Source organism: Sorangium sp. So ce131, from assembly GCF_051519095.1.
Lineage (GTDB): Bacteria > Myxococcota_A > Polyangia > Polyangiales > Polyangiaceae > Sorangium.
This window is the reverse complement of the sequence record NZ_CP150455.1, coordinates 5,165,881-5,178,745: the sequence shown is the minus strand read 5'-3', so window position 1 is coordinate 5,178,745 and position 12,865 is coordinate 5,165,881. Positions and strand designations below refer to the sequence as shown.

The window sequence follows — 12,865 nt, the reverse complement described above, 5'->3', positions numbered from 1 at the left end:
TGAGCAGCGCTCGGTGGCGGTGATCCTGGTGAGCGCAGCTGCGAATGCCGAGACGAAGCCGCTCGATGATGCTTCAACCGTGGCTGTGGCCTCTGACGATATGATGATGCTGCGCGAGGCCGAGGTGCATGGCGGCATGAGCGAGCGCCTGCTCGACGGCTCGGTGGTGGTGATGCTGGAGGGAGCGGGCCTGGCGACCGATCTCTGCGCGCAGGCGGCGCGGTGCGCGCTCTCGCTGCGCGCGCGTGCCGGAGGGCGCCGCGTGGTGCTGTCCATGGGGCGCGGCGAGCGCGGGGCGCGGTCCTGGGGGCGGGCGATCGACCGGGCAGCGCGGCTCCTGGATACCAAGGCGCGCGACGCTGCACCGGAAGGCGTGGTGGTGATCGACGAGATGGTCGCGGGGCTCCTGGACGCTCGCTTCGATGTACAGGAGGATGGATGCTTCGCGTTGCGTGGAGAGCGGGTGCTCGCAGAGGGCGCGCGGCTGCTCCTGGGCAAGGCCACGCCCTGCGTGGGCCGCGATCACGAGCTTGGCACGCTGCGGGCGCTGTTCACCGAGACTGTGGAAGAAGGCACGGCGCAAGCCGCGCTGATCGTGGCGCCGCCGGGAGTCGGCAAGTCGCGGCTGGCGCAGGAGTTCGTGCAGGATGTCAGGGGGCGCGTCGAAGAGGTGTCGATCTGGGTGGCGCGCGGTGACCCGCTGCGGGCGGGGTCGCCCATGGGAATGCTGGCGCAGGCGCTGCGAAGCGCATGCGGGATTCGCGAAGGTGAGGCGCTGGAGCTCCGGCGGCACAGGCTCTCGGCCCAGGTGGCCAAGTGGGTCGCGCCGAACGAGCGGCAGCGCGTAGCGGAGTTTCTGGGCGAAGTCGTGGGCGCGCCGTTCCCGGATGAGGATAGCCTGCTGCTACAGGCCGCGCGGCTCGATGCGCGGCTGATGGCTGACCAGGTCCGCGCGGCCTTGCTCGAATTCATCGACGCCGCATGCGAAAGGGCGCCGGTGCTCGTTTTGCTGGAGGACTTGCACTGGGGAGACCAGATCACGGTGCAGCTCCTCGACGCGGCGTTGCGCGATCTGAGAGAGCGTCCGCTCTTGGTTCTGGCCTTAGCGCGGCCTGAGGTGCGCAAGGTCTCGCCGAAGCTTTGGGGCGATCGCCGGCTGCACGAGATGCGGCTCCGCGAGCTGAGTCGTCGCGCGAGCGAGCGGCTCGCACGTCACGTGCTGGGTGAGCGCGCACACGCCGAGGTAATCGAGAGGATCGTGCGTCTGTCGGAAGGGAATGCGTTCTACCTGGAGGAGCTGATCCGCTGGACGGCCGAGGGCAAGGGCTCGAACATGCCAGAGACGGTCGTCGCTATGGTCGAGTCGCGGCTCGGGGCGCTCGACGAGGCAGCGCGGCGGCTGTTGCGCGCGGCGAGCGTGTTCGGGGACATGTGCTGCAAGGGAAAAACAATTCGGAGACGCAGAAATAAACCTGAATAGTTTCGAAATGTTGGCTGCTGTGCCCGACAGCTGCGTGGCAGGCGCGGGGAGGCCGGGGGAGCTGTACGGGGCCATGGGGGCGCCCGTGCCGGTGCCGGCGGCGCGGGTCGTAAGGGCGCGGCTTCGGATCGCTGCGCCCGGGGACGCGCTCGGGCCAGTGGTCGTTCACCATCCAGCGGCTCGGTGAGGAGGAACTCGGCGCGGCCGCCGTCGAGCGCAGGGCGCCGGAGCCGATCGGCGCGGTGCCTCGCCGCGGCGCGGGCGTCGGGCCGCCGGACGGCCGCTCCGCACCTAGGCGACGCCGAGGTCCCCGGGCACGAACTCGGGGCCGCCGTCGTCTACCTAGGCACGCTCGGGTTGTCGCGGATGTCGGCCACCTCCGCTAGTTCCGCGTGTCAGAAATCCCGCCAGGATTCCGCTGCGGGGGCGAACCGTCGCGGACCGTCGCTTTCTTCGGGATTTCAGGGGGGCGTGACGACGGATCGCTCGCCCTCGGGAGGGATGGACCCAACCCCGGTCCAACCGCCGAGCCCTGGGCCCGGAGAACTCGCGACGGTCGATCCATCGCCTCGAGCCGCCGTGGTTGCGTCGCTCGCCGCCACCCTGAGCCGAGCCGTCGCCCTCGGGGATGACGTGGCGGCCCGGGTCGTGCACGAGGCGATGGGTCAGCTGCTCGGGCTGCCGGTGGCACCGAAGCGGTGAGCAAGCTTGGGCCGAACGTCGAGCCCGCCGCTCGCGTCGACTCGCTGCCGGAGCCTTGCCGCTCGCCAGTGCCCGCAGGCTCACCTGGGATCGCCCGCACGCGGCGGTTGCGTGCCGAAGCGCCCCGGAGGCATCCGGAAAGTGATGCCGGCAAGCAGCAGGCCTGTGCCGGGAGGCAAGCGCGGCGGCGTGCGCAGGCGACGACCCTCTCGCCGCGTTGCTGCATGGCGACGCCATGGCGGAACTGCGGACGCCACGGGGAGCGGTGGGAAAACGAGTGGCGAAGCGGCTCCTGCATGCTGGCGCGGAGGCGGCACGCGCACCATGCGCCTCGGCGCCAGAGCGCAGATTCAAGCACGAGCCTGACACGGCTCATCCATGGTCCCGATGAGAGGCATGACCATCACCTGCTTGGTGATCGGGATCATCGGCGTAGACAGCTCCGCTAGCCGGCTCTGCTGCACCCGGATGATCTCCTCCTGCAACGCTGCGCGCTCGCGCTCTCGCGTTCTCGCGCGCCGACATATCGAGCGCGAGGCGGGTGCTCGGCGAGCGCCTCCGCCGCCGCGGCAGCGAGCGTCGCGGCCCGCCGCCCCCCGGCCCGCCGCTCCGCCATGGCGCCGCCATGGGCTATAGCCCGGCGGGTTGTCGAAATTCGCGGCGAAAACGCGCCCTCACCGCGTGGCGTGTGGCGTGCGGTGTCGGCGCCGTGTGGCCAGCGCGGCTCGCACCACGGGCGTCGTCTACGAGCGCCGTCGCCCTGAGAAGACGACGCTCTACGAGATCGTGCGCGACAACGTGGAGACGCTGTACGGGGCCATCGACGACGGCGCCATCGCCGTCCGGATACCCAAGCACGCGAAGAAGGAGATCGAAGCCTACCTCGACTGCGGGCTGCTCTGCCGCGGGTTCGCGCGGCTCCGGTGCGAGCGCTGCGAAGAGAGTCGGCTGGTGGCCTTCAGCTGTAAAGGACGCGGTTTCTGCCCGTCGTGTCTGGGCCGACGGCATGTGTTCCACGGCGGCGAACCTGATCGAGGACATCCTGCCCGAGGTGGCGCACCGTCCGTGGGTGTTGACGTTTCCGTTTCCGTGGCGGCGCAGGCTCGCCCAGGACGGGGCGTTGTTCGGCGTGCTGACCCGCCTCTTCGTCGAGAGCGTGGAGCGGTTCTACGAAAAACGCGCCGCGCGCCGAGGCGCGTGCGGCGCGGTCAAGAGCGGCGCGGTGACCGCCGTGCAACGCACGTCCGGCGACATGCGGCTCAATCCGCATCTGCACGTGGTCTTCCTCGACGGGGCTTATCACGAAGACGGCACCGAGCTCGTGTGGAACGAACTCGGTCATCTTCCAACCCGCGCGGTCGGTCAGGTCATAGAGCACGCCGTCGGGCGGATGCTCCGAACCCTTCGGCGGCACGGGCATCTCGAAATCGAGCACGACGTCGAGGAGGACGGCGAGCCCGAGGCAGCGCTCCCACCCTTTCGGTTTGCTGCGCTACACTTCTTCGCGCTGCGATCCGGCTTCTTTTACCTACGCGCTGGGGAGGTGCAACGGATGCACCATCGATACGGTCTCGGGCGTTTCCTGAAACTGGCCCTCTCTTTCTCCCGACTCATCTCGGCACAACGCAAGTCGCCGAACGGATGGTCGGTGTGCTGCGGGCCGGGTTGCCTAGCGGAGCGAGGCTGCCCGGACCGTCAGCACCAGCGGCTCGTTGGACTGCGCGGTCGGGTGCGGCCACTCGCTAGCCAGTCATCACTGGATCTCCACCACGTCGGCACCGCTGAGCCAGTCGCCTTCTGGGAACACGACCCAGTTCGACTGATGCTTGGAATGTGCGCGCCCGCTGCTCTGTCTTCCGTCATGATGATGGGTCAGCACGGCAACGCCATGGCGTGAAAAGCGTTCCATTTGGCGCTGTTGGACCATCCGACGGTTCGGCGGCGCATTCACCGTTCCTGCAACACGCTGGTGGGCGAGGTCGATCAGAATGTGGCAGTTACGGAGCTGCCTGTCGGGCTCGTCCAAATAGTGGGGGTGACCGGCAGCATCGATAAAGAAGGGGCCGTTCCGACGCGTTCGGCTGCCAGTGAACTCGCCACACACAAACGCTGCCGCGCGAAACTGGCCGACAGAGAAGATCCGCTGGTCCAGCGATGTCACTTCTCGCGTAATCTGACGGATTTGCACCTGACCAGAAGAGTCTTCCAGTATCCATACCTGCTGCCAGTCGAGATAGTCGACGCCGACCGCGACCACGCTCGCGCGCGGGAATTCCATGGCGGCGCGGCGGATTTCACACTCGATCTGTTGGACGTCACTATCACGCAGACCAAGCCATACCTTGCGTCTCGGATCGAATCCGAAGTACCCTCCCGGGAAGACCCACAACGACGACACCCCCCGCCCAACTCGGCCCCGCATGGTTTGCGCGACGTGGGACATCAGATCGATCCGCGCGGTTGTTGTCGGTGGGACATCACTGCTCACACTTACCGCAAAGATGACGGCTTTCGCCCGCGAGGGGGTGGTCGCACGGCGCCCATCGACATCCAGAGGCGCCTGCGCGACCCAGGCACGCGTCGCCGAGCCTGTCCGACGCAAGATGCCTCCAGGTGGCGCGATCCCGACTGCGCGAGAGAGCTTACTTTTCTTCATGCTGATCATCTCCGGGGCTTCGCAGTCCAACGCCTTGGGCTTCAGGCGCGGCGCGTAGCGCCGTCGCCTGCAAGCCCTCGTTGGGCCGTGCAGACGTCGCAGTCGCCGATTCGTCACTCATCAGCGTCCTCGTCGTCGCCTTGGATCTCGGCGCCCTGATCATCAGCGACGGCATCGACGTGCCACCGCTCGACCGCCCACGATGCCATCGTCGCCTTGCGATCCAAGAGATCCTTGACCGTCCAGTCGTTCAGGGCCGCAAGCGCCCGCTCCATAAAGAAACCAGCGTTGGCGTAGCACGGGCATTTCGCCCCCGGAGTTCCCCTCTTGTTGGGGAACGACTTCCTGCCATAGCTGCTGTTGTGGAGCGTGAGACAGAGGTTGCCGAAGTCGTGCGTATACAACTTCCGGTCCGCCGTCTTGAAGCGCGCCGTCCAGTAGGGGTCATCGGCAGTCTGCGGCAGTATGTGCTCGATAGAGTCCTCCAGAGGCATCTCCTGCACCGTCTTCCAGAGCACTTGCACAGGCGTCTTCGCAATGGAAGCGAGATGTTCTTCATACTCATACAGAAAGTACTTAATCCCAGACCAATGGTACCAACTGTCACCGTTTGCGGCAGTAAACGACTCGGTGAATACATCGTCCGGACAGTAGTGCAGAATGTGCCAACGGATCGACGCTGAAACCTCTTCGACCGAAACCTGCTGCCCATACAGCCTGTGCCCGAGCGACCACAGCATGCTCTGGCCGGTGTTCGAGCGCTTTTCCAGAAATCGATAAACACGGAAGCCGAAGATCTCGCAGAGCCGTGTAAGGTCGAGATAGGCACCAGCATCCTCCGCAAAGCGCAAGCGCGCTGCCATAAGCAGCGGCAAAAAGGGCGCAATTACGCGCAGGCGACGCAGTTTCTCGCTGACGTTGACAATCTCGGCGCGCATTGCGGGATTCCGCTTGAGCCCCGCGAACGCTTCGGTACGGGCCGGGCTTTGGATGTCGCAGAACGCAACGGACGCGGATCTCAGGGTACGCGTGTACTGGGTGAGCTCTTCAAGGAGGAGCCTGTGTTTGCCTTGATGCCTTCGCAGGTTAAACCGAGCTTTGATGGACTTGCTGCCGTCCCAGTCCTTTGATCGCGGGTTATAAACCATAACCCAGTGCATACGCAGGAGTCTATCCGCCTCGTGTGCCAGTCCGGCGGCCATCAGGTTCTTGAAGACTTCAGCCCACGTGTCGTTTATCGCCGCCCGAACGCTGTCGTTCGCGACCTCCATCTTACTTGCCAGGTAGAGAAGGTAGTTCTTTACCTTCTCGAGTTCAGTAAGCTGCTTGCCCCGATTGTTCATCGTCTCGAAGACGACGCCCACTTCGGATTCGTCGCCCACAATGTACACAACCAGCTTGAGCTGTTGCGTTACCTTATTTCTGAGTTCGAGAAGCCACTGCCTAAAGGAATCGCCGAGTTCCTCTCGTCTTTGGACCAGGAAATCCTTAAAATGACCTCTCGCGGCCGCGAGTCGCTGCTGCGAGAAGATGGCGGGCCCCTCCGGACCAGGCGAATCGGCCAGCGCGTTTTCAACGAAAAAGCGATGGCAGTCGGAATTAAGCGTCAGTTTGTACAGTGGCTGCCCGTTTAGAGCGGGGACGCCGATGTAGGTCTTCTTGATCCCGTCCGCGAGCTTGGTGAGCCCCTCGGCTAGCATCTCCCGCCGGATACTGTCCAGGAGGATGACGAGAGTCGTCAGACGTTGCTGACCATCAACGACATTGAACACGGAGTAGCTTTTCCCCTCCTCGTCGAGCAATCCCATACCACCAGCGGCGTGCAGAACCACAGTGCCTGTATAGTGATATTTGCCTGACGGCAGGAGTTCGAGATCTTCCAAGAGTTCGTCGAGGTGCGGTTCATCCCAGGCGTATCCGCGTTGATAGTCGGGGATCCGTAGGACGCGCTCTGAGAAGAGTTGCTCGATGGAGAGGACATTGTTCATTGAGTGCTCCTCGAAGCGGATCGTCGATCTTTCGGCCGCTGTCCCGTTCAATCCGCCGCAAAGGTGAACATCGACGATTGCGCCACCACTTGCGAGCACGAGGGTGGCGATGGCGATGGACCAAGGAGGCGTCCGAGTCCGCGACGGGCAGGCTCAACCGAAGTACACGGTTCGGTCCGGTCACCGGCCTAACGCTATACCGCTCACCCGCGGGCCGAGCAGCCGCGCGCAGCGCGGGTGCTCGGCGCGTCGGGTGCAGCGGCTGGTTCGGCGGCCGTGGAATCGCCCGTTGGGGACCCGCTGGGAGGCGAGGACCAGGTCGCGGGGACCGGCGTGGGCAACATCGTCAAGCACCCGCTCCGGGCCGGTTCGGGTACAATGCTCGGCCATGTGGATGATCCGGGCTGGGCGTGGCGGCGAGAACGTGGACGAGTTCCTTAAGGACGGCGTGGCCGCCTTCGCTGACGACCGGGACCTGGGCCAGATCCCCACAGGGGTGACCAAGGACGACCTCCGCGGGCGCTTCGCGAAGGTCTACCCGGACGAGAAGGAGGGCAGCCGAGAGTCCTGGGCGAGCCAGATCCTGCGCTTCATCTCCGAGATCAAGGTCGGCGACGACGTAGTCACCGGCGACCGCGACCGGCGCCGATACGTCCTCGGGAAGGTGAAGTCTGACTACCAGTGGAACTCGAGCAACGCGGCTGAGCGGCACTACCGCCGCGTCGACTGGACGCACGAGGTCTCGCGGGACGCGCTGTCGACGGCGTCCAAGAACACGCTCGGGTCCGTGCTCACGGTGTTTAAGGTCAACGCTGATGCGGCGAAGGACCTGCTCCAACGCGCGGTGCCGCTCGGTAAGCTCGAACCGCCGCCGATCGCGAAGCCCACGCCCTCGGAGAACGAGACCGAGGACGAGGCCCTTGAGATGCTCTCGGCGGAGACGTTCGAGAAGGCCGACCAGTTCATTGAAGACCAGATCGACAAACTCGACTGGAAGGAGATGCAGGAGCTGGTGGCGGGCATCCTGCGAGCGATGGGCTACCGCACGACCGTCTCGGAGCCCGGGCCCGATCGAGGCGTCGACGTCTTCGCATCCCGTGATGGTCTCGGTCTGGAGGAGCCGAGGATCTTCGTCGAGGTCAAGCACCGAACACAGGCGATCGGCTCGAAGGAGATCCGGGCGTTCGTGGGCGGCCGGAAGGCCGGAGATAAGTGCCTCTACGTGAGCACGGGCGGCTTCTCGAAGGACGCGCTGTACGAGGCCGAGCGTGCCTCGGTCGCCGTCACGCTCATCAATCTCCCGAAGCTGAGGCAGATCCTCGTCGACTTCTACGAGAAGCTCGACCCGCAAACGCGTGCTCTCGTCCCGCTCAAGCAGCTCTACTGGCCGATCGTCAACGTCGGGTGACGTGGCCCGCCCTGGCCGCTTCCTCGCCCCGCTGACCCACTTCGTCCTGGGGGGGGATCCGCTTCCCCTCAATCTCGTAGGTGCTCGCACGGAAGACGAGGCCGCGTCGACCGGGTGCGGCGCGCCTGGAGGCTGCCAGCGCAGCGCGGGCTCGGCTACGCTGCCTCTCGCGCAGGTGAGCGATTCCGATCTGGCCCGCTTTGAGACAGCGCCCGTCTGCCGAACGGCTTGGGCTTCAGGCGCGGCGCGCACCGCCGTCGCCTGCAAGCCCTGGTTAGCCGGGGCTGCCTGGTCGGCGTGGCTGAAGCTGCGTTCGGCGCGGCCGGCTCTTCGATGGACGTGGCGGTAGCTTAGTAGCTTCGGCAGGCAGTTCACGGCAATCAGGGACCTCGTCGTCGTGCTGCTTCGCGAGTGTCTGCAAGCCTCTCCCCTATACGCTCCAGCCACCAATGCAGCGCCTGCTGGTCCGTGCCACGGGGAGCATCTGCGGCAAGGTCCGGGTAGACGTTCGCGAACAGAGCAATCGCGGCTTCAACTGTCTCGTCGCGACACTCATTTCGCGCCAAAAGGGAACGGGTCTTCCCCAAAAGCTGCAACGCGTGCGGTAGAATGACATTCCGGTGCTGCTTGGATAGCCAATAGACATCCACCTGCCTAAGCCCGTAGTCAGCAACCGCTAGCGCCGCGATTGTTGTTGCCGCATCGGCATTGTCCAACTCCATCAACCGCAGATAGTCCTCGGTGACTTCCGCCGCCTCATCAAGGCTTGCACATTCTGCCTCGGCAAACGAATCCGTTCTCATGAGTGTTTGCCAAGGCGTCGCCGTATCGGCGGAGGCCACAAGCTTGCTTAGCGTTGAACCGGGCGTGCGGCCGAGTGCTATCGGCGACCTACAGCCATTCGCGTGCAGAATCACCAGCCGGCCCGCTTCTTCAGTTGATTCGACTGCAAGCGCCGCATGATCGCTCTTGGCCCCAAGTAGTTCCGCCTCGTCCTCTGTCGGCAACGCGCTCTCTACCCAATATGAAATGTATAGCTGAAAAGGCGCTGGACCCGCGTCGCGAGTGAACGCGACCCAAGCGCGCGCTTCAAGGGGCGATACGTTGGAATATCCGTCCGGCAACTTCACCCACGCGGCCCCCTGTGGCGTGGCAATTTGTGCGCGTTTGCGGCGGTCACGTTCCTTTACGGGGTGGGAGCCGTTCACAATTCCCACCACGCGAATCTCAACGCGGTCGGGCCTGGATTCCAATCGACTGCTGAGTGCCTTGTCTAGCGCCTTGACTGCGTTGTTGACAGCATTCCCAGTGTTGGTCGTATCGATCACAAGAACACTGAGTCGCTCGCATTTCTCAAGCGGCAGCAGTCCCGCAAACGTACGGCAGAAGTAGTCCTCGGATGAGCCGCCTTCAATCTTCCCTTCCCACACGAGCCCGGGAAACATATGGAACGTCTTCCCATCCAGGAAGTTGAGGCGTCCGCGATCGGCGAGACAGTGTAGAAGCGGCAGAACGTAGGGAATTCCACCTGTCGCAAAGAACAGTACGAGATTCGGCTGAAGGTGCTCGACCTCGTCCGCAAGCTGCCAGACGGTCGCTCGCATTTCTCGAACTTGATTGTAAGTGATCTCCAGCGCGTTCGACGCCGCCGTCGCGTACTCCGTCGGCATTGCGACACGAATTGCGTTGGCGTCAGGATGCGACGTGTACATTTGTCGAGATGGATTCGTCGGCATGTACACCTTTCGGCCGGCTTGCCGGTGGTACGAGTAGAACAGGATGCACGCCGCCGCGCAGGTCAAGCATGCAAAGATCACGAGAAAATCCATGGTTGTCATCACCTAGCCGGTTCAACCGAAAGTGCGTCCACAGGTCTGAGTGGCTCCGCGTAGAGTCACCGAGGCCTCGGCTTCGATAGCATGAGGACGAGTGGGGGTGCGAACATCGGCTTCTCCGGCTAACGTCGCAATCATCTGTGCCGCGCGACATATCTTCGCGCTTTTGCATGTAGGCTGCGAACCGTGGTGCCCGATCACCGTGTTCTCGCGGATGAGTCGCGGCACCCCGCAGCATATCTAGATATCCCCGCGGATAGGTCGCGATCTTCCGCAGGCTATCTGCGCATCTCCGGAGATAGGCCGCCGCTGCACAGCTACGTATCGCCGTTGATGGGCTTCGGACGGCGACGGTGCACCGAGAAGCAAAATGCGTGCCTGTAATTGATTGCCTCGAGCGACTGATGTGCGGCCCAAATATCCGCTGGCCGCCGCAACTCGCGCCCGCCCTGCGCCGATAAGGGTCACTGCGGGTCCGACGAACCGGCCCCAACCACTGGGAAGCACCCCCATGACCCTCATCGAAGCCGTGCGCGCCACCATCCGGCGCCTGCATTACTCGCCGCGTACGAACCAAGCGCTGTGCGCGCTCCTCTTCCTTTACAAGCGGGTCCTCGACCTGCAGATACCCCGGCTCGAAGCGCTCGAGCGTGCCCGCCGGCCGGAGCACCTCCCCACGGTCCTCTCGCGACAGGACGCTCTCACCTTGCTCGAGCACCTGATCCCACCTTTTCGACTCATCGGCGAGCTCCTCTACGGAAGCGGCCTCCGCCTCCTCGAAGCGCTTTCGATTCGCGTCAAAGACGTCGACCTTGATCGACGGCAAATCATGGTGCGCCGCGGGAAAGGACAGCACGACCGGCCGGCCTTGCTCCCCGCTCGGGCGCGCGACGAGCTGCAGGCCCAGCTCGACGCCGTGGCGCAACGACACAAGAAGGAACTCGCGGCTGGCCGCGGCGAGGTCGACCTGCCCCACGCTCTGCGAGCGAAGATGCCAGGAGCAGCCACGAGCCTCCCCTGGCAGTACCTCTTCCCCGCCTCTCGCCCTTGCACCGATCCAGCGACGGGTCGACAGGTCCTCTACCACCTGCACGAATCGGCGGTGCAAAGGGCCGTGAACAATGCCGGACGGGCGTCGGGGCTCACCAAGCGCGCGACATGCCATACCCTCCGCCACAGCTTCGCGACCCACCTGCTCGAGGCGGGCACCGACATCCGGACGATCCAGACATTGCTCGGCCACAAGGATGTGCGGACCACGATGGTCTACACCCACATCGTCGACCGCGGCCTGCTCGGCGTGATCAGTCCTCTCGACCGCTGACCGCCGCTTCCGCGTGGAGCGCCTTGAACTCCGACCCCATCCCCACGTGCCGCCCCCACGCATCGTGGAAAGGTAGCGTAGCCGACGGCTGCCCCATCTTGTCAAGGAGGCCAGCGCAGGACCGTGCGGTCTCTACACCGGACGAAGGCGCGATCGGGTCCTCGATGCCCTACCCCTCCGAAGCGAAGGAGTGCCCTTGCAACTCCCGGCCGATCAGCGACGGGGCTGTTCAGGTTGCCGCACTTCGCCGAGTTCTCCACCACGCGGGACGGCGTCCGAAGCCGCAACAACGCACGCGCCGACGGTGAGCCAAGTGGAGAAGCGCGCGGATGGCCGCGGGCTGTCGAGGTGCGGACACCGGGGTTGAATGTCAGGTGCCGGCGGGACGCTTGCGCGGCCGGCCGCGTTTGATCTCCGGCATCGCGGCGCTGCGAAGAAGAACCCCGGGCGACACATCGAGCGCGTTCGCGAGCCTGACGAGCGTGCCGAGGCTCATGCTCTGCCGCCCAACCTCGATCGCCTGCATCGTCCGTAGCTCGATCCCGGCCGCTTCCGCGAGTTGCTCCTGCGTGATGCCGCGCTGCTGGCGTAGACGCCGCAGGTTCGCCGCAATGTAGAGCAGAAGGGTATCGAGCGTGAGCGTTCGCACACCGTTCGCGTACCCCCGCGCCGGGCTCAGAATAATGATCCAGCAGATCGGATTTCCTTGACCTGCCGGCTGCCAATTCGTAACGTGGCGAGACCACAAAAGTGCCGCCCGCGGGTGCTGGTAACACCCCGGGCGGCGTGGCCGAACCCCGCGCAAACGAGGTCCGACATGGAAACCGTACGTCTACGCCCTGAACAGGGCCAAGAGATCGATCCGTCCTCCCATCGCCGCCCCTGCCCCGCTGCTCGCAGCCGACTCGCCCGCCCGCCCAAACCCCGCCGTCAGCAGCCCCCGCACCCCGCCGTCTACCTCGACCCCACCGCGCTCCTCGAACAGCGCCCGCTCATCCGCCGCACCCTCCGCGCCCGCGGCGTTCTCCCCGCCGATCTCGACGACCTCACCCAGGACACCCTCCTCGGCGCCTGGCGCAGCCTGCGCGCCGGCCGTTTCCGCCCCTCCCCCGCTCTTCCTCCCGCCGACGCCCTCCGCCGCTGGCTCGCCGGCATCGCCTCGCGGCAGGCCTCGCACTACCGCGACAAGGCCCACCGCCGCCACGAGCTCCCCGGGGTCGACCCGGACCGCCTCGCCGCCTTCGCCGCCCCCTCGCCCGAGGCCCGCCTCGTCGCCCGCGGCCTGCTCCGCGCCTTCCACCGTCTCCGCCCCGAGCTGCGCGAGATCCTGGCGCTCGCCGCCACCGGCCTCTCCCAGCTCGAGATCGCCGCCTCCCTCTCGCTCCCGCGCCCCACGGTCGCCACCCGCCTGCGCCTCGCGCGCCGCCTCTTCGCCCGCGCCCTCACCCGCGCTCGGAGGTGGCCCCGATGAG

Annotated in this window: 9 protein-coding genes and 2 pseudogenes; 7 read left to right on the top strand and 4 right to left on the bottom strand. The window is 65.4% G+C overall.

What is annotated here, in order from left to right; genetic code table 11:
- Window positions 1–13 precede the first annotated feature (13 nt).
- From WMF43_RS18625 to WMF43_RS18610, 4 genes and pseudogenes are all read left to right on the top strand, one after another.
- Window positions 14–1,480: an ATP-binding protein gene (locus WMF43_RS18625; protein WP_437681891.1), complete on the top strand. Its 1,467-nt coding sequence runs from the start codon at window positions 14–16 to the stop codon at window positions 1,478–1,480.
- Window positions 1,481–2,059: 579 nt separating this feature from the next.
- On the top strand, window positions 2,060–2,182 hold the full coding sequence (locus WMF43_RS18620; protein WP_437681889.1) for a hypothetical protein: 123 nt from the start codon (window positions 2,060–2,062) through the stop codon (window positions 2,180–2,182).
- 681 nt (window positions 2,183–2,863) lie between these two features.
- Window positions 2,864–3,127 (top strand): annotated as a pseudogene (locus tag WMF43_RS18615) (hypothetical protein); the annotation flags it as partial.
- A gap of 61 nt (window positions 3,128–3,188) precedes the next feature.
- Window positions 3,189–3,563: pseudogene (locus tag WMF43_RS18610) on the top strand (transposase); the annotation flags it as partial.
- 372 nt (window positions 3,564–3,935) lie between these two features.
- Here the strand turns inward: WMF43_RS18610 and WMF43_RS18605 are convergent.
- Both WMF43_RS18605 and WMF43_RS18600 read right to left on the bottom strand, forming a co-directional pair.
- Entirely contained in the window at window positions 3,936–4,847 is a 912-nt protein-coding gene (locus WMF43_RS18605; RefSeq protein WP_437681888.1) for a hypothetical protein, read from the bottom strand.
- 104 nt (window positions 4,848–4,951) lie between these two features.
- Window positions 4,952–6,826: a DUF262 domain-containing protein gene (locus WMF43_RS18600; protein WP_437681886.1), complete on the bottom strand. Its 1,875-nt coding sequence runs from the start codon at window positions 6,824–6,826 to the stop codon at window positions 4,952–4,954.
- Window positions 6,827–7,214: 388 nt separating this feature from the next.
- On the opposite strand from WMF43_RS18600, the gene WMF43_RS18595 reads away from it, so the two are divergent.
- Window positions 7,215–8,234: a restriction endonuclease gene (locus WMF43_RS18595; protein ID WP_437681884.1), complete on the top strand. Its 1,020-nt coding sequence runs from the start codon at window positions 7,215–7,217 to the stop codon at window positions 8,232–8,234.
- Between the two features lie 380 nt (window positions 8,235–8,614).
- Here the strand turns inward: WMF43_RS18595 and WMF43_RS18590 are convergent, their stop codons facing one another.
- On the bottom strand, window positions 8,615–10,063 hold the full coding sequence (locus tag WMF43_RS18590; RefSeq protein WP_437681883.1) for a hypothetical protein: 1,449 nt from the start codon (window positions 10,061–10,063) through the stop codon (window positions 8,615–8,617).
- Between the two features lie 517 nt (window positions 10,064–10,580).
- Between WMF43_RS18590 and WMF43_RS18585 the strand changes: the two genes are divergently transcribed.
- Complete coding sequence (locus tag WMF43_RS18585) at window positions 10,581–11,393, top strand: integron integrase (protein WP_437681881.1); 813 nt, start codon at window positions 10,581–10,583, stop codon at window positions 11,391–11,393.
- Between the two features lie 370 nt (window positions 11,394–11,763).
- Here WMF43_RS18585 and WMF43_RS18580 read toward each other — a convergent pair whose 3' ends face one another.
- The gene (locus tag WMF43_RS18580) at window positions 11,764–12,042 is read right to left on the bottom strand and encodes a helix-turn-helix domain-containing protein (protein WP_012233090.1); all 279 of its coding nucleotides are present in this window, start codon (window positions 12,040–12,042) and stop codon (window positions 11,764–11,766) included.
- 168 nt (window positions 12,043–12,210) lie between these two features.
- Here WMF43_RS18580 and WMF43_RS18575 point away from each other — a divergent pair, with 168 nt between their 5' ends.
- Window positions 12,211–12,864, top strand: a complete 654-nt coding sequence (locus WMF43_RS18575; protein ID WP_437681879.1) for an RNA polymerase sigma factor — start codon at window positions 12,211–12,213, stop codon at window positions 12,862–12,864.
- Window position 12,865: the final 1 nt, after the last annotated feature.

Coding starts and splice junctions, on each gene's coding strand:
- WMF43_RS18595 (WP_437681884.1), top strand. CDS start 7,215: ATGTGGATGATCCGGGCTGGGCGTGGCGGCGAGAACGTGGACGAGTTC.
- WMF43_RS18600 (WP_437681886.1), bottom strand. CDS start 6,826: ATGAACAATGTCCTCTCCATCGAGCAACTCTTCTCAGAGCGCGTCCTA.
- WMF43_RS18585 (WP_437681881.1), top strand. CDS start 10,581: ATGACCCTCATCGAAGCCGTGCGCGCCACCATCCGGCGCCTGCATTAC.
- WMF43_RS18575 (WP_437681879.1), top strand. CDS start 12,211: ATGGAAACCGTACGTCTACGCCCTGAACAGGGCCAAGAGATCGATCCG.
- WMF43_RS18590 (WP_437681883.1), bottom strand. CDS start 10,063: ATGGATTTTCTCGTGATCTTTGCATGCTTGACCTGCGCGGCGGCGTGC.
- WMF43_RS18605 (WP_437681888.1), bottom strand. CDS start 4,847: ATGATCAGCATGAAGAAAAGTAAGCTCTCTCGCGCAGTCGGGATCGCG.